The 16,110-nt window shown below is 68.6% G+C and carries 17 protein-coding genes; 10 read left to right on the top strand and 7 right to left on the bottom strand.

All coding sequences use genetic code 11. The features are described 5' to 3' along the window. Positions 1 to 98: 98 nt before the first annotated feature. A complete protein-coding gene (locus ACZ5IK_RS20540) occupies positions 99 to 776 on the bottom strand; it encodes a TetR/AcrR family transcriptional regulator (protein ID WP_465489098.1) in 678 nt (225 codons plus the stop codon). A 121-nt stretch (positions 777 to 897) separates the two neighbouring features. Here ACZ5IK_RS20540 and ACZ5IK_RS20535 point away from each other — a divergent pair, with 121 nt between their 5' ends. Then, entirely contained in the window at positions 898 to 2,412 is a 1,515-nt protein-coding gene (locus ACZ5IK_RS20535) for an MFS transporter (RefSeq protein WP_465489097.1), read from the top strand. Positions 2,413 to 2,697: 285 nt separating this feature from the next. Here the strand turns inward: ACZ5IK_RS20535 and ACZ5IK_RS20530 are convergent, their stop codons facing one another. From ACZ5IK_RS20530 to corA, 3 genes are all read right to left on the bottom strand, one after another. Then, positions 2,698 to 3,537, bottom strand: coding sequence for a chromosome partitioning protein ParB (locus ACZ5IK_RS20530; protein WP_465489096.1), 840 nt, complete (start codon positions 3,535 to 3,537; stop codon positions 2,698 to 2,700). Then, a complete protein-coding gene (locus ACZ5IK_RS20525) occupies positions 3,534 to 4,181 on the bottom strand; it encodes a metallophosphoesterase family protein (RefSeq protein WP_465489095.1) in 648 nt (215 codons plus the stop codon). Before ACZ5IK_RS20525 ends, ACZ5IK_RS20530 begins: the two co-directional genes overlap by 4 nt. Positions 4,182 to 4,359: 178 nt before the next feature. Further along, positions 4,360 to 5,448, bottom strand: coding sequence for a magnesium/cobalt transporter CorA (gene corA, locus ACZ5IK_RS20520; protein WP_101612504.1), 1,089 nt, complete (start codon positions 5,446 to 5,448; stop codon positions 4,360 to 4,362). 250 nt (positions 5,449 to 5,698) lie between these two features. Between corA and ACZ5IK_RS20515 the strand changes: the two genes are divergently transcribed. Then, positions 5,699 to 6,277: a MaoC family dehydratase gene (locus ACZ5IK_RS20515; RefSeq protein ID WP_465489094.1), complete on the top strand. Its 579-nt coding sequence runs from the start codon at positions 5,699 to 5,701 to the stop codon at positions 6,275 to 6,277. Positions 6,278 to 6,309: 32 nt separating this feature from the next. Further along, positions 6,310 to 7,413 carry a DUF2332 domain-containing protein gene (locus ACZ5IK_RS20510; protein WP_465489093.1) on the top strand — a complete coding sequence of 368 codons (1,104 nt, stop codon included), beginning with the start codon at positions 6,310 to 6,312 and terminating at the stop codon, positions 7,411 to 7,413. 104 nt (positions 7,414 to 7,517) lie between these two features. On the opposite strand, the gene ACZ5IK_RS20505 is transcribed toward ACZ5IK_RS20510, so the two are convergent. Further along, on the bottom strand, positions 7,518 to 7,946 hold the full coding sequence (locus ACZ5IK_RS20505) for an NUDIX hydrolase (RefSeq protein ID WP_465489092.1): 429 nt from the start codon (positions 7,944 to 7,946) through the stop codon (positions 7,518 to 7,520). 177 nt (positions 7,947 to 8,123) lie between these two features. Here ACZ5IK_RS20505 and ACZ5IK_RS20500 point away from each other — a divergent pair, with 177 nt between their 5' ends. From ACZ5IK_RS20500 to ACZ5IK_RS20470, 7 genes are all read left to right on the top strand, one after another. Beyond that, positions 8,124 to 8,294: a hypothetical protein gene (locus tag ACZ5IK_RS20500; RefSeq protein ID WP_085939772.1), complete on the top strand. Its 171-nt coding sequence runs from the start codon at positions 8,124 to 8,126 to the stop codon at positions 8,292 to 8,294. A 23-nt stretch (positions 8,295 to 8,317) separates the two neighbouring features. Beyond that, positions 8,318 to 8,878: a PH domain-containing protein gene (locus tag ACZ5IK_RS20495; protein ID WP_465489091.1), complete on the top strand. Its 561-nt coding sequence runs from the start codon at positions 8,318 to 8,320 to the stop codon at positions 8,876 to 8,878. Between the two features lie 51 nt (positions 8,879 to 8,929). Further along, positions 8,930 to 9,793, top strand: coding sequence for a PHP domain-containing protein (locus ACZ5IK_RS20490; RefSeq protein ID WP_465489090.1), 864 nt, complete (start codon positions 8,930 to 8,932; stop codon positions 9,791 to 9,793). After that, positions 9,790 to 10,419, top strand: a complete 630-nt coding sequence (locus ACZ5IK_RS20485) for a MarC family protein (protein WP_101612508.1) — start codon at positions 9,790 to 9,792, stop codon at positions 10,417 to 10,419. Before ACZ5IK_RS20490 ends, ACZ5IK_RS20485 begins: the two co-directional genes overlap by 4 nt. Before the next feature lie 209 nt (positions 10,420 to 10,628). Then, the gene (locus ACZ5IK_RS20480) at positions 10,629 to 11,489 is read left to right on the top strand and encodes a RecB family exonuclease (RefSeq protein ID WP_465489089.1); all 861 of its coding nucleotides are present in this window, start codon (positions 10,629 to 10,631) and stop codon (positions 11,487 to 11,489) included. Positions 11,490 to 11,524: 35 nt separating this feature from the next. Next, positions 11,525 to 11,869: a hypothetical protein gene (locus ACZ5IK_RS20475; RefSeq protein WP_465489088.1), complete on the top strand. Its 345-nt coding sequence runs from the start codon at positions 11,525 to 11,527 to the stop codon at positions 11,867 to 11,869. A gap of 120 nt (positions 11,870 to 11,989) precedes the next feature. Beyond that, positions 11,990 to 12,628 (top strand): hypothetical protein, encoded by a 639-nt coding sequence (locus ACZ5IK_RS20470; RefSeq protein WP_465489087.1) that lies wholly within the window; start codon positions 11,990 to 11,992, stop codon positions 12,626 to 12,628. Positions 12,629 to 12,671: 43 nt separating this feature from the next. On the opposite strand, the gene ACZ5IK_RS20465 is transcribed toward ACZ5IK_RS20470, so the two are convergent. Continuing rightward, positions 12,672 to 14,066: an Rv3212 family protein gene (locus tag ACZ5IK_RS20465; protein ID WP_465489086.1), complete on the bottom strand. Its 1,395-nt coding sequence runs from the start codon at positions 14,064 to 14,066 to the stop codon at positions 12,672 to 12,674. 35 nt (positions 14,067 to 14,101) lie between these two features. After that, positions 14,102 to 15,700, bottom strand: a complete 1,599-nt coding sequence (locus ACZ5IK_RS20460) for a DEAD/DEAH box helicase (RefSeq protein ID WP_465489085.1) — start codon at positions 15,698 to 15,700, stop codon at positions 14,102 to 14,104. Positions 15,701 to 16,110: the final 410 nt, after the last annotated feature.

Below are 16,110 nucleotides of genomic sequence, written 5' to 3'. Positions count from 1 at the left end.
GGTGGGGGTGGTGTTCCGGAGCCTCCCTGGACCGTTTTTCGTCCTCTAGTTGCGGTCCTTGCACGTGCAACTACCGCAACTAGAGGACGAAACGCGGGTCAACGCAGCTTCGGCAGCCTGAAGGAGCACATCACTTCGTCCAGCGCCTCGAAGTCCAGCGGCGGATGCGGCAGCGGGGTGGCGCGGCCGGGTTCGGCGCGCAGGCCGTCCAGGAGCAGCGCGAGGCAGCGGCGCCACAGGTCCGGCTGGATACCGTGCGTGAACTCGATGACCGAACCGATCATCTGGTGCAGCAGCGGCATGTCCGTCGGCACGATGTCGGCGCGGAGGACACCCGCCGTCTGAGCCCGCTCGACGAGCTGTGTGATCAACGGCACCATGCGTGCTTTCGCCTCGGCGACGCGCTCCTGGCCGAAGACGTTCGACAGCATGACTTCACGTAACCCGCGGTCACCGGCGTGCAGTTCGGCCGCGCGCCAGGTGAAGTCGGTGAAGCCCTTCCAGGGATCTTCGGCCCGAAGCGCCTCTTCGGCGAACTGGCGGATCGTCTCGAACTGGTCGACGAACATGGCCTCGACCAGGTGTTCCTTGCTTGGGAAGCGGCGATAGACGGTGCCGACGCCGACTCCCGCGTGATGCGCGACGTCGTCGAGCGTCGCTTCGAGCCCGCGTTCGCCGAAGACATCGCGTGCCGCCGCGATGATGCGTTGCCGATTGAGTTCAGCGTCGCGCCGCAGCGGCCGCGCCGGTGCGGCGGGAGCGAGGTCCCGTGCCATCGGTCCAGCTTAACAAACGAAGTAGAGGACGCTTCTCCGCTTTTCGGGTACCTTGGCGACGAAAGGGGAGATACCTACTCCACATAGCTTCTCCGTCACTATCGGTGAGGAAACCGCCCGTATGCCTCAGTCATCCACCGCTGTCGTCACGCCGCCGGGGGCCGGCGCCGCGCAGCACACCAACCCGCACCACGCCAGGAGATGGCTCATCCTGGTGATGATCGGTCTTGCCCAGCTGATGGTGGTGCTCGACGCCACCGTCGTGAACATCGCGCTCCCGTCGGCGCAGCAGGACCTCAACTTCTCGAACGACGCCCGCCAGTGGGTCGTCACCGCCTACGCGCTCGCGTTCGGCAGCCTGCTCCTGCTGGGCGGTCGGCTCGCCGACCTCTTCGGCCGCAAACGCGCGTTCCTGGTCGGGCTCGCCGGTTTCGCCATCGTTTCGGCGATCGGCGGTGCCGCCGGCAGCATTGAAATGCTGCTCGTCGCCCGCGCCGCACAGGGTGTCTTCGGCGCCCTTCTCGCTCCGGCGGCCCTTTCGCTGCTGACCACGACCTTCACCGACCCGAAGGAACGCGGTAAGGCGTTCGGTGTCTTCGGCGCGATCGGCGGTGGCGGCGCGGCGATCGGCCTGCTGCTCGGCGGCGTGCTGACCGAGTACCTCGACTGGCGCTGGTCGATGTACGTCAACATCGTCTTCGCGGTGGTCGCGTTCGCCGGATCGTTCGTGCTGCTGAAGAACTCCGAGACCGAAGGCCCACGCCCGAAGCTCGACATCCCGGGCACCATCACCGCGTCGGCCGGGCTCTTCGCACTGGTCTACGGCTTCGCGAACGCCGAGCGCGACTCGTGGTCCTCGATCTCGGTCTGGGGTTTCCTCGCCGCCGGTGTCGTGCTGCTGGCCGCGTTCGTGGTGATCCAGCAGCGGGCCGAACACCCGCTCCTGCCGCTGCGCGTGCTGCTCGACCGCGACCGCGGCGGCTCGTACCTCGCGATGTTCCTGCTCGCCATCGGGATGTTCTCGATCTTCCTGTTCCTCACCTTCTACATCCAGCTGAACCTCGGGTTCACGCCGGTGCAGAGCGGGGTCGCGTTCCTGCCGATGGTGGCCACCCTGATGGCCAGCGCGACTTCGGCGACGGCCGTGCTGCTGCCGAAGTTCGGCGCGAAACCGTTGGTGTCACTGGGAATGCTGACCGCCGGGGCGGGTCTGTTCTGGCTCTCGGCGATCGACACCACCAGCACCTACGCCAGCGGCGTGCTCTTCCCGCTGATGATCATGGGCGTCGGCATCGGCCTCGCCATGGCGCCCGCGATGAGCGTCGCGACCTTCGGGGTCGACACGCACGATGCCGGTGTCGCGTCCGCGGCGGTCAACACCGCGCAGCAGGTCGGCGGTTCGATCGGGACCGCGCTGCTGAGCACGCTGGCCGGTAACGCGGCGACGTCCTTCGCGGCAGGCAAGACGCCTACGCCGCAACTCGCGGCCGAAACGGCCGTGCACAGTTACACGACCGCTTTCGTTTGGGGCGGGTGGATCTTCGTGATCGGTGCGGTGATCTGCGGGCTGCTGCTGAGGTCCGGCGCTCCGGCGAAGGCGACCGCCTCGGACGCTCCGGTGACCGTGCACATGTAGGTCGCCGTGCGTGTGGGGGATGAGTGGCGTTTCGGGTTAGAACACGAATTGCCACTCACGACCCCCTGTACCGAAGCCTTGCCGCCACCTTCGCCTGGCTGCAGTGGCGTGAAGGCCCCCTTCCCTCGGCTCAGCCGAGGGAAGGGGGCCTTCACGCGGCATCACTGTGAAACTACTTGCCAATCACGCCACTCCGGCCCACGCCTGTCTCTCCGGATGTCAGGAAAGGGGCTTTCAAGACGAAAAGTGTCCTGAAAGCCCCTTTCCTGACACGCGCGGAGCGCGTCAGCGGGACTGCGACCGCACCGCTTCGAAGACCTCGTCGTCCCACCGGTGCGTCCGGATCAGCCGGTACCGTTCGCAAGCCACCCACAGGTAAGCCTCGGCGTCCGTGCGCGAGCCGATCAGATCCGCTTGCCGCAGCATCGCCACCACCGGAACGAATTCTTCGTCGAACCACCGCTGCGCCAGCGTCGCGCGGTCCGAGTAGCGGCCTTCGTCCTGCATCAGCCGGAAACCCCACGCCTCCACGTGCTCACCGAGCCGCGCGTAGTCCCACGGGTCCGTGAACACCACCGAAGCCCGCGACTGCCCGGAAAGCGGGACGCGCTCCAGGAACAGCCGCCGGTAGTCCTTCACGATCAGGTCGCCGCGGTACCGGATCCCGCTCGGGTCCAGTTTGGTCCGCACCTCGGTGACCATCGCCTCTATTGTGGACAGTGCCATCGCGTGCGCCACCGAAACGCGGTGGTGCCCGTCGATGATGAAATGCAGCTCGCCGACGCGGTACACCTCGATCGGCGGAATCGACTCGCCGCGCCTGGTCGCGAGCGCCAGCCGTTCCCAGCGTTCGCGGACGCGGCCGGACGTCGGGCGGAAGCGGCGGTCGAAGTCGCGGCCGCGGTCGACGCTGCCGACGATCGAGTCGAGCCGGATCACCCGCGCCCCGATCCTCCGCTCGCCGAGGTAGCCGAGGGCGTCGACGACCTCGTGGAACGGCAGCATGATGTTGACGTCGTCGGGCTCGCCGCGCAGCCAGTTCGCCAGCCGCGACAGCACCTGACGCCGTCGCGCGCGGAGGAAGTCGTGTTCCGCGTCAGCCCTGGGAAATCCGGTGTCCTTCATAGGAACTCCATGATCCGGTGCCCGACCACGTTCCGTACCGTGGTCCCGCCGACCACCCGGTCCGGCACGGGTTCACCGTGCGGGTGGATGTGCCCGTGCAGCAACCATTTCGGCCGCAGTAACTCGATCGTGCGATGGAGACAGTCGAAACCGCGGTGCGGCGGGTCCTCGCGGTCGCCGCAGTGCCGCGGCGGCGCGTGGGTGAGCAGGACGTCGACGTCCCGCCCGTCCCGCCAGCGGCGGAACCGCGCCCGGCGCACCAGCCGCCGGGCCCGCCGCGCCTGCTGGCGTTGCGTCCACTGGTTCGGGCCGTCGTTGTAGCGGACCGAGCCGCCGAGCCCGGCGAACCGGAGCCCGCCGACGTCGACGATCCGGCCGTCCGCGTTCACCCCGCCCGCCGGGCCCGGCCACACCGCGGGAAAGCCGTCCTTCATGGACAGCCCGCCGTAGCGGGTGTAGCCGGACAGGTCGGGATCGTGGTTGCCCGGGACGAAGACGCACGGCACGTCGAGCGCGCTCGCCAGGAACTCGAGGTAGTCGTACGGCAGGTCGCCGGCACCGATGACGAGGTCGGCCGGGTGCTTGTGGACGGCGGACGTCCACAGGCGTTCCTCGACCTCGTCCGCGACGACCAGCGCCTTCATGCGCTCCAGCGTAATGCCGGAGGCGCTACTTGGGGCCGTGCGCGAACGCGGGGTCCTTGGCGATGATCGCGATCACGATGCCCAGCCAGACGACGCAGAAGGCGAGGGCCCAGAACTTGAGGTTGGTCAGGATCCTTGGCATGAGGGAACTCCAGAACTACCGAAAGGGGAAGAGCGGTCAGAGCCAGCGGTTCTTCCGGAATATTCGGTAGAGCAGGATGCAGACGCCGAAGATGACCGTCATCGCCAGCGGGTAGCCGAAGCGCCAGTGCAGCTCCGGCATGTAGTCGAAGTTCATCCCGTAGATACCGGCCAGCGCCGTCGGGACCGCGATGATCGCCGCCCACGCGGTGATCTTGCGCATGTCGGTGTTCTGCTGGAGCGTGATCTTCGCCAGTGTCGCGTCGACAAGGGTGGTCAGCAGCTCGTCGAAGTTCGCGACCCGCTCCGCGACCGTGGTGAGGTGGTCGGAGACGTCGCGGAAGTAGGAGCGGACCTCGTCCGGGATCAGCCGCGTGTAGCCCTCGGCGAGGCGCTGCAACGGGGTCCCGAGCGGCATGACCGCGCGGCGCAGTTCCAGCACCTCGCGCTTCATGAAGTAGATCTGCTCGGCGCTCACCTTGGAGCGCGGCGCGAAGACGTGCGTCTCCATTTCGTCGATGTCCGACTCGATCGCGGTGGTGACGTCGAGGTAGTGGTCGACGACGTGGTCCGCGATCGCGTGCAGCACCGCGGACGGCCCGAGGTCGAGCCGCTCCGGGTCCTGGTCGAGTTCGCGGCGCAGCCTGGCCAGGCCCGAGTGGTTCCCGTGCCGCACGGTGATCACGAAATCGCGGCCGAGGAACGCCATCAGCTCGCCGGTCTCGACGATCTCGTTCGCCGTCGCGGGCGACTCGTGCTCGACGTAGCGGACCGTCTTCAACACCATGAACAGCGTGTCGTCGTAGCGCTCGAGCTTGGGCCGCTGGTGCGCCTCGAGCGCGTCCTCGACGGCCAGCTCGTGCAGGCCGAAGGTCTCCGCGATGCCCTGGATCTGGACCGCGTCGGGCTCGTGCAGGCCGATCCAGACGAATCCGGCGTGCCGTTTGCGGACCTCTTTGATGGCCTCGGAGTGCGACCAGCGGCCGGGCAGGCGTTTGCCCTCCACGTACACCGCGCAGTCGACGACGTACGCCGAAAGGGGGACGGGCAGCGGGCGCTCGGGGGCGCCTTTGGCTCGGCCGTTGCTCCGGCCGCGAAGGCCGCCGAGCGAGGGAATGGCAGGCATGGGATCTCCTGGGCAGACGTCGTGCGTTGATGCGCGAAGACGACGGGCCAAGCGGTCGGGGGGCCGCTCGGCGAGGCCAGCGTTCCCGGTTTCGTCAGCCCTGCCAGGTGGGGATCCGGCGAGATGTGAAGGCGGAAACGCTGCGACTACTAGGAAGCGGACTATCGCCACTGGACATCGGGTTCCTCACCTCCTTCGGCTCGGCGGACGGTTACGCAGTGGTGTGGGTCGCGTTGACGACCCGACACCAATGGTCGAGGGTACTCCTCAACACGAATGCCTGTCGTCCCAGGCTCACGCCGCGTTACTCGTGCAGGAGGAATGGGTGCAGTTCGGTCGCTATTACGAAGAGTTCGAGGTCGGTGCGGTCTACAAGCACTGGCCGGGCAAAACGGTCACCGAGTACGACGACCACCTGTTCTGTCTCATCACCATGAATCACCATCCGCTGCACCTCGACGCGCACTACGCCGGGGAGACCACCGACTTCGGCAAGAACGTCGTGGTCGGCAACTACGTCTACTCGCTGTTGCTGGGGATGTCGGTGCCGGACGTGTCCGGCAAGGCGATCGCGAACCTCGAGGTCGAGTCGCTGAAACACGTGAAGCCGACCTTCCACGGTGACACCATCTACGGCGAGACCGAGGTCCTGGACAAGACGCCGTCGAAGTCGAAGGACGATCGCGGTGTCGTCTACGTCGAGACCCGCGGTTACAAGCAGGACGGCACGATCGTGTGTGTGTTCCGGCGCAAGGTGATGGTGCCGAAGCGGTCCTACGGTGACGCCAGGGGCGGCGAGCAGCCCGGCCGTCCCGTGCCGCACGAATAACGGCTGTCAGGAACCGGAGAGGGAGCGCGTCGATGCCCATCGGGCTGGATGAGATCAAGAGCCGCTTGCGGAAGTTCGCGACGGTCGAGGCGGCCGGTGTTTCGCCGCTGTACGAGCACCTGGCGTCGAAGGCGTCCGAGGACGACGACGTCGCCGGGCTGCTGACCGACGCCCGCGGCGGTGAAGCGCGCGGCACGCTGCTCCTGGCGACCGCGCACCGGCTCATCCAGGCCGACCCGATCCACCCGCTCTCGCGGTACTACCCGTCCGTCGGCGGTTTCGACGGCGTGGACTCGGAGACGTGGCCGCTGTTCCGCTCGTTCCTGCTGGAACGGGCGGACAAGGCGCGGGCGATCATCTCGTCGCGGTACACCCAGACCAACGAGGTCCGCCGGGCCGCGCTGCTCTACCCCGCCGTGACGGCGGCGGCGAAGGAGGCGGGCGGCAAGATCGCACTGCTCGAGGTCGGCTGCAGCGCGGGCCTGCTCCTCGGCCTGGACAAGTACGCCTACCGCTACCAGTGCGCCGGTGGCGAACAGCTCACCGCCGGGCCCGCGAAGGCCGCCGTCGGCCTGCACTGCGCGCTGGACCTCGCACCCGGCGCCGTCACGCCGAAGGTGCCGAAGAAGCTGACTGTCACCGCCCGCGCCGGCCTGGACCGTGCCCCGGTGGACCTGACCGACGAGGACGAACTGGCCTGGCTCGAAGCGTGCGTCTGGGCCGACCAGCCGGACCGGATCCGGCTCCTGCGCACGGCCGCGGCCGCGCAGGGCAAGCAGCGGCCGGACCTGATCACCGGTGACGCCGTCGACGACCTCGCGTCGGCGGCCGCCACGTTGCCCGCCGACGTCCCGCTCGTCGTGCTGACCAGCCACGTGCTGGCGTACCTGAGGGAGCGGCGGGCGGACTTCCTGGAGGCGCTCAAGAACCTCGCCGGGGATCGGCCGCTGTGGTGGGTCAGCGAGGGGTTCTACGCCGCCACGCTGGAGCCCTTGGTGCCCGGCCGGGCCGATCTGGCGGAACCCGCGGGCCTGGCCGTCCTCGGGCTCGTCCGCTGGGACGGCGGTGTTCCGGAGGTCCGGGCGCTGGCCAGGACGGCCCCGCACGGACAACGGATGACCTGGCTCCCGGTTTAGCCATTCGGCCCATCCGCGTGTCGGTAAAGCATCGACAAGGACATTTTTCACCTCATGCGGCTGCTTTATTCACGTGTCATTCGCCGAATCGGTCACTGCGCTTGTCACGCGGGTGAGTCATTCGCGGTGGGCAGGACACCCCAGTCGCGGAGAGTGACGAACAGGAGTTCGGCCAATCGGCCGCCTTTGTCGAGTTCGATCAAGGTTTCGGCGTCGATCCACCGGGCGTCGTCGGCGTCGTCCCCGGCACGGAGAGTGCCGCCGGTGATCGAGCAGGCGTAGTCGTGGATGTCGAACGGGCCGCGGCGCGCGTTGCCGACGTATGTGCCCGGCATCACGTCCAGTCCGGTCTCTTCGCGCATCTCGCGTATGACGGCCGCTTCGTCCGTTTCGCCGGGTTCAACGCGTCCGCCGGGTACCGACCACAGTCCACGTCCGGGTTCATTCGCACGCCGGATTAGCAGAATCCGCCCGAGTTCGTCGTGGACGATGCCGCCGACACAGCGGACGGTGCTGTTCGAAACGGTGTTCATTCCCGAATGGTAGACACGGGCTTCCTGACAATGGCTGTCCTGTACACGGAGAGTAGCCGTACGGTACACTTCCCCTCGCCGGCTGACCCAAGCGCGGGACTTCCCTCCCGCGCCGGTGGAAGGTGCGGTACAAAATGAATAGCCAGTATCCGCAGTCAGTCACCGTAAGAGACAGGATTGATCGCTGTGAACGCGAAAAAGCTACTCACTTTCGCAGGAATCGCGTTGGTGCTGTTCTTCGTGATCGCGCAGCCAGGTCAGGCCGCGGGCCTCGTGGGAAACATCATCGGGTTCCTGCGTGACTCGGCTGAATCGGTGATCACTTTCGTCAGCAACGTCTTCAGCTAGCGGACGGCGGATACTCTATCGGTATGTTCGCCCCACGCGATCCAGACGAGTATCTCCTCGACACCGAGCGACGGGTCATCAGGATTCGCCGTCACTGGGCGGTGCTGCTGTGGGACACCTTCGAGGCGGTGGCCTTGCTGGTCATCTGCGTCCTGGTGTCCTACCTGCTGCCGCCCGCCGCGTGGGTGATCCAGAACATCCTCTGGTACGCCGCGTTGCTCGTCATCCTGCGCTTCGCGTACGTGGTGATGGAGTGGTGGGTCGAGAGGCTGGTCGTCACGGACAAGCGCTTCGTGATGACCACCGGCGTCTTCACGACCAAGGTGCTGATGATGCCGATCACCAAGGTCACCGACCTCACGTACGAGCGTTCGGCGACCGGCCGGATCTTCGGCTACGGGACGATGGTGGTCGAGTCGGCCGGTCAGATCCAGGCGCTGAACCGCATCGACTACCTGCCCAAGCCGGAAGAGTTCTACGACACGATCTCCGAGCTCGTGTTCGGCGACAAGCAGAAGCAGGCCGAGCGCTTTTCGATGATCAAGGCGCAGCGTGCGGCGCGCGGCAAGAAGAAGGTCGGTTAGCGCAGGTCCCGGGGTCGCTGTGACCTGGCGCATCCTCGATACTCATCCCTGATGCGCATCGACCTGCACGCCCACTCCACCGCCTCCGACGGTACCGACAGCCCTGCCGGGCTGGTCGCCGCCGCCGCGAAGGCGGGCCTCGACGTAGTCGCGATCACCGATCACGACACCACGGCCGGCTGGGCCCCGGCCGCCGAGGCACTCCCGCCGGGGCTGTCCTTGGTGCCCGGCGCCGAGCTGTCCACGATCTCCGTCGATCCGGTGACCGGGCGGCACGTCAGCGTCCACCTGCTGGCCTACCTCTTCGATCCGGAGTCGCCGGCGCTCGTCGCCGAGCAGACCCGGCTGAGGTCGGAGCGGCGGTGGCGGCTGCGCGTGATGGCCGAGCGGATGGCCGCCGACGGCCTGCCGGTCGATCCCGACGAGATCATGTCGCTGCTGCCCGAAGACGGTTCGGCCGGACGGCCGCATCTCGCGCAGGCCTTGGTGCGCGCAGGCGTCGTCTCGTCGGTGAACGAGGCCTTCGGGAGCTACCTCGGCAACGGCAGCGGGTACTTCGTGGCGCGGCAGGACACGCTCGTGGAGGACGCGATCGACATGATCACGGACGCGGGCGGGGTCACCGTCATCGCGCATCCCTTCGCCTACACGCGCGGCGCGACCATCACCGTCGACGTGCTCGCCGGGCTGGCCGCGCACGGGCTCACCGGCGTCGAGGTCGACCACCCGAACCACGACGAGGAGACCCGCGTCCGGCTGCACGGGCTCGCGGGGGAGCTGGGGCTCGTGCGCACCGGGTCGAGCGACTACCACGGCACCAACAAGACCATCGATCTCGGCGACGAGACCACCGACCCGCTCGCGCTCGAAGAACTCGTCGCGCGGTCGACCGGCTACCAGGTCGTGACCCGGTGACGATCACGGACTTCTTCGACGCGCGCCTGTTCATGAGCGCGACGATCACGCTGATCGTCATCATGGACCCGCCCGGCACGGTGCCGGTGTTCCTGAGCCTGACCGGCCGCAAGCCGGTGGCGTTCCGCGCCAAGGCCGCGCGGCAGGCGGTGCTCGTCTCGCTGCTGGTGATCTCCCTGTTCGCCGTCGCGGGGCAGGCGATCCTGTCGTACCTCGGCATCGGGATCCCGGCGCTGCAGGGCGCGGGCGGGCTGTTGCTGCTGCTCATCGCGTTGCAGTTGCTGACCGGGAAGACCGGCGGCGAGGCCGAGGCGGCGGGCGACGACGTCAATGTCGCGCTCGTGCCGCTCGGGACGCCGCTGCTCGCCGGTCCCGGCGCGATCGCCGCGACCATCGTCTTCGTGCGGCAGGCCGATGGGCACGTCGGCGCGTACGTGGCTCTCGCGCTTTCGATCGTGACGGTGCACTTCGTGCTGTACCTGTGCATGCGGTACTCGGGCGTGGTCATCCGGCTGATCAAGGAAAGCGGGATCACGCTCCTGGCGAAGATCGCGGGTCTGCTGCTGGCCGCCATCGCGGTCGAGCTGGTGGCGAACTCGGTGAAGGGCTTCATCGCCGGAAACTGACCGGGCGGGGGGCGGGGCTGAAGGGGCCTTTCCCCTCATGTCATGCGGCGAAAGCTCCCTTCACCGCGTCGGATGCGGGTATGGGCCCCTTCAGCTCCCGGCCCCGACACCGACCGGCAGGCGATAGCAAAGGTCCCTTGCTCTCTTCGGCGGGGATGCCCTCGAAAAGTGTCGGTGGGGGTGCGTAGCGTTGCGGGCGGGGTGATCCGATGGAGCAGATTGGTTTCGACTTCGGCGTCGAGGCGCCGCGCAAGCTGACGAAGGTCTCGCCCGCGCGCCTCGCGACGTTCGAAGACTGCCCGCGCCGCTACCGCATGTCGTACATCGACCGCCCGCCCCCGACACGCACCGGGGCGTGGGCGCACAGCACGCTCGGCGCGGTGGTGCACAACGCTTTGCGGGCGTTGTTCGACCTGCCGGTGATAAAGCGCGTGCCGCAGCGGGCGATGGCGCTCGTCGCCGAGCACTGGAAGGACGCCGGGTTCGAAGACTCCGACCAGGCCGCCCGGTATCGCGCCCGGGCCAAGGGATGGGTCGCGGAGTACGTCGAGCACAACGACGTCAGCGTTGATCCGGTCGGGCTGGAGCGCTGGGTTTCGGCGCCCGTCACGCTCGAGCCGGGCAGCGGGCCCAGCCTCATCATCGAGGGCCGCGCCGACCGCATCGACCAGCGTGGCCGGGAACTGGTGATCATCGACTACAAGACCGGCCGCCGAGAGCCGGACGAGTACGAGGCGCGGTCTTCGCAGGCCTTGGCGCTGTACGCGGTCGCCGCGGCCAGGACGCTGCGTACGCCGTGCTATCAGGTCGAGCTGCACCACGTGCCCACCGGCACCATCACGGCCGCCGAACACACCGAGCAGAGCCTCAAACGACATCTCCAGCGCGCCGACGAGACCGCCGGGGACCTGCGGCTGGCAACGGATACCCTGAAGGCCGGCGGCGACGAGGACGTGTTGTTCCCGGCTCGCCCCAGCCGCCGTTGCTCATGGTGCGACTTCCGGCCCAGCTGCGCGGCGGGCCAAGAAGCCGGTCCCGCGTCTCAGCCGTGGGAGCTGCTGGCGCCCTAGATTCTTCAGACCCGACGGATTGGACAGGCGAGGACGTGTCGTCACCGGACACCGAAGAGCTCGCGACCGCACCGCTGCCCCTGGGCAAGGACGATCCCACGACGCCCGGACGCGGCCGGTTCTGGCGCGGGCTGACCGGTTCGCTCGCCGCCGGGATGGTCGTGCTCGCGGTGTGCGTTCTCGCGATCGCCGGGATCTGCCTGTTCACCGGTACCCCGGGGCCGGGGCCGCTGATGCTGATCGGGCATCCGGTCGCGGCGGTGGTCGCGCTGCTGGCGCAACGGGTCGCGGATGGGCGCACTGGCCGCGTCGCGGCCTTCGCGGGTCTCGGGGTCGTGGTGAGCGTGACAGCGGCTTTGAGCCTGTTCTGGTGGAACTAGCCGGGACGGCAGCAAACTGCCATCCGCCTGGAAAAGGGCTTCGGTACGGCGAAACTTGGAACTCACTGGGCGCGTCGTAGAGGAACATCCGCCGCGCAGCGAGGACGAAGGGCACCGTTGATGACTTACCCACCCCAGCCAGGACAGCCCCAGCAAGGCCCTGGTGGGCAGCAGTACCCAGATCAGCAGCAGTACCCCGGGCAGCAGTACCAGCAGGGCGGTTACGACCAGAGCGGCGCGTACCCCCAGCAGCAGTACCCGGGCCAGGGCCAGCCGCACTACGGCCAGAACCAGCAGTACGGACAGGGCTTCGGCGGGCCGCCCGCGCCGCCGAACACCAGCAAGACCGGCCTGCTGGTGGGCATCGCCGCCGGTGTCGTCGTGCTGGTCACGCTGGGGATCACCGGGTTCGTCGCGCCCGGGTTCTTCCTCGGCGACGACAAGGCCGACAAGGCGTCCGGCCCGGAAGGGACCGCGCAGGCGATCGTCGACGGCATCAACGCCCACGATCAGGCCGCGTTGACGGCCCTCAAGTGCGGGAACGCGGAAAAGGACATCGACCAGATCATCGAACGGGTCGGCGACGCGTCGAACGCCACGCTCGGCGCGGTCACGAAGGTCTCCGAGACCAAGTACACGGTGGCGGTCACGGTGAGCATCGCGGGGCGGCCGGGCACCGCCACCGGCACGCTCGCCGGTGAGGGCGGCACCTGGTGCTGGAAGGAAGTCAGCCGGCTGCGCACCCGGCCCACCACCTGATGACGGCGGGCGATAGCAAGGGTCCTTTGCTATCGCCTGGCGGTCACTTGAGGGCGGCCAGGGTGGGACCGCGCTGCTCCAGCAGCACCGGACCGACCGAAGAGAGCAGCACCGGCCCGTTGTAGCCGCGCCTGTCGACACCGACGGTGCGGATCGTGGTGCCGGTCAGCTCGTCGAGGACGGCGAGCCCGCCCTGGATCGGCACGACCAGCTGTTCCCCGAAGGTGATGCCGGGGCCGACGGAGCTGTTCAGCGTCCAGCGCGGCGTGAGGTCGTCCCGCGAGAACGCCATGGTCTTCGAGCCGGTGAACCAGTAGACGCCCTGCGCGGTCCACGCGGTCGGCATGATGCCGCCCACCGGATCCTGCGCGATGTCCGCGGCGGGCACGTCGAGCGGGTACGCCGACTTCTGCACGCCGTCGCCGCCGTAGATGACCAGCAGTTTCTGTTCCGGCAGCACGATCAGCGCGAGGTCGCCGGACATCGCGACCAGTTTCGCGTTCTTCCCGGCGAGCACGGTGCTGTAGTCGACCTTCGGGTCGTCGGCTTCGTCGTTGCTCGCGCGGTAGATGGTGAAGCGGTCGGCCGGGTCGCCGGGGCAGCGTTCGATCACGCCGATCTTGCCCGCCGCGGCCGCCACCGTGCCGTAGGTGCAGCCCGTCCTCGGCTGCTTGTTCGCGTTCACGATGGCGGGGACCTGGCCGTACTCCATGCTCTTGACCAGGTCGTCGCGCCAGGTGTTGAGCAGTTTCTTGCCGGTCGTGGTGACGTGCGAGCCGTCCACGACCAGCCGGGTGCCGAGTTCGGCGTCGCCGTTGCGCTGCGCGGTGCGGCGGCCGGTGCCCGCATCGAGCTGGGTGACCTCGCTGCAGCCGGTGTCCTTGCGGTACACCGCGTCCACCTTGATCCCGGCGAGCGCGACGGTGCACAGTTCGAGATCGCGGGAATACCGCCACCGGACGTCGCCGGTGTACGGGTCCCGGCCGAGGACTTCGCCCTTGTCGGCGGTGACGACGCTGTTCGCCTCACCGATCGGGACGGGCGTGGACGAACTCGGCGCCTGCCACAGTTCGGTCAGCGAGCCGGGTACTTCCGCCGGCGCGGGCGGGAGCCCTGGCGGCAGGGTGGCGGCGACCTGCGCGACCGTCGCCGCGTTGTCGCTGGTCACGCCGATGACGACACCGGTGACCGCGACGACCACCACGATCCCCGCGGCGAACAAGCGATCCCGCGTGCGGCTCCACGGCGAGCGCCGGGCGCGTTTCCCGGCCAGCGGCGGCTCGGTGGCCACCGGCTGGGCGGGTTCGGCGTCCAGCACGTCTTCGGTGCCGATCACGGCCGAGGTCTCCGGCTCAGTGCCGTTGGACGTCTGTTCGGGATCGACGGGCACGGGCCGCGCCGGATCGTTCTCCGGCGCGGCGTCCCAGCGTTCGCTCACGTGCCCCTAGCTCCCCACGTCCGCGGTCTGAAAACTCAGTCTGCCGACGCAGGTGTATCAGAAGTCGCCGAGGGACGGCGACGGCGGCGTCGGCGAGCCGGACGCTCGGCGCTGTCGCCGGCTTCCTTCTCGACGGCCGGACCGCTGACCTCCGGGCTCGGCTTCGCGGCGCCACGGCTGCGGCGGCGCGAGCGGGTGCGGCCCTCCGACGAGGTCTCGCCCTCGGTGCCTTCCGCGGAAGGCGCGGCGGCGGCGTCCGCCGCCTCGATCTTGGCGGCCGCGTCGGCTCCACCGCGGGTCCGCTTGCGCGGCGTGCGGTTGCGCTTGCGGGGCGCCTCTTCGTCCTTGTCCTTCGCCGGTCCCTGGCCACGACCCCGGCGCTTGCCGCCCAGGTCTTCCTCGACCTCGGCCGAAAGTCCGGCGCGGGTCCGCTTCGACAGCGGGAGACGCCCGGTGGTGCCCTCGGGGATACCCAGGTCGCTGAACAGGTGCTTGGACGACGAGTACGTCTCGGCGGGCTCGGGCATGTCGAGCCCGAGGGTGTCGGAGATCATCTTCCAGCGCGGCTGTTCGTCCCAGTCGACGAGGGTGATCGCGACACCGGTGCGGCCCGCGCGGCCGGTACGGCCGATGCGGTGGACGTAGTTCTTCTCGTCCTCCGGTGTCTGGTAGTTGATCACGTGCGTGACGTCGTCGATGTCGATACCGCGGGCGGCGACATCGGTGGCGACGAGCACGTCGACCTTGCCCGCCCGGAACGCGCGCAACGCCTGCTCGCGGGCGCCCTGGCCCAGGTCACCGTGCACGGCGGCGGCCGCGAAGCCACGCTCGACGAGCTCGTCGGCGACCTTCTGCGCGGTGCGCTTGGTGCGGGTGAAGATCATCGTCAGGCCGCGGCCCTCGGCCTGCAGCGCGCGGGCGATCAGCTCGGGCTTGTCCATCGAGTGCGCCCGGTAGACGAACTGGGTGGTGCGCTCGTGGATCGCGCCGGCGTCGTTCTCCTCGGCGCGGATGTGCGTCGGCTGGGTCAGGAACGTGCGGGCCAGCGTGATGATCGGGCCCGGCATGGTCGCCGAGAACAGCATCGTCTGGCGCTTGTCCGGGACCATCCGCAGGATGCGCTCGATGTCGGGCAGGAAGCCCAGGTCGAGCATCTCGTCGGCCTCGTCCAGCACCAGACCGCGGACCTTGCCCAGCACCAGGTGCTTCTGCTCGGCCAGGTCCAGCAGGCGGCCGGGGGTACCGATGACGACGTCGACGCCGCTGCGCAGCGCCGCGATCTGCGGCTCGTACGGACGGCCGCCGTAGATGGCCAGGGTGCGGATGCCGAGGTGCTTGCCCGCGCCCTTGAGGTCGTTCGCGACCTGGACGCACAGCTCACGGGTCGGCACGACGACCAGCACCTGCGGGGTGCCGTCGCCGGGGACCTCGACCCGGTGCAGCAGCGGGACGCCGAACCCCAGCGTCTTGCCCATACCCGTGCGGGCCTGGCCGATCAGGTCGTCGCCGGCCATGGCCAGCGGCAGCGTCAGCGCCTGGATGGCGAAGGTGCGCTCGATCCCGGCCTCGACGAGGGCCTTCACGATCTCCGGCTTGACGCCGAAGGAAGCGAAGGTGGGGGATTCGGGTTCCACCGGTGCGCCCGCCTGCAGCGGGTGCGACACGTCGAGCGCGGCCGGGCCTGTCTCACTGTGCTCCAGCGCGACGGCCTCGGGGACGCTCGTGGTGGTGTTCTCTTCGGTGGTGATTTCGTTCGTGGTCAGGGTGCTCGCCTCTCTCGTGACCAGCGCGCACTGCCCTGGTCACCGATCGACACTCGACCACGAAAATTCGCTCGGGCTCCGCGCTACTGGCGCTGAAGCGGCCCTTCGTGGGAATGCCGCAGGATGGCGTGCACGCACATCATTCTTTGTGCTGACCGGTGCCGCGCCGACTGTCCTTCAGTCGCAGCAGCGTTCCGGTCCGGACGGAAGATCCGTCGTTTCCGGCCGCCAGTGTACCTGGTCTGCGCTTTTCGGATAGTCCCCATCGCGTCAGGAGGTGT

The sequence above is a fragment of the Amycolatopsis sp. NPDC031561 genome (assembly GCF_055580625.1).
The sequence above is the reverse complement of the archived record's forward strand: the minus strand, read 5'-3'. Positions and strand labels throughout refer to the sequence as shown.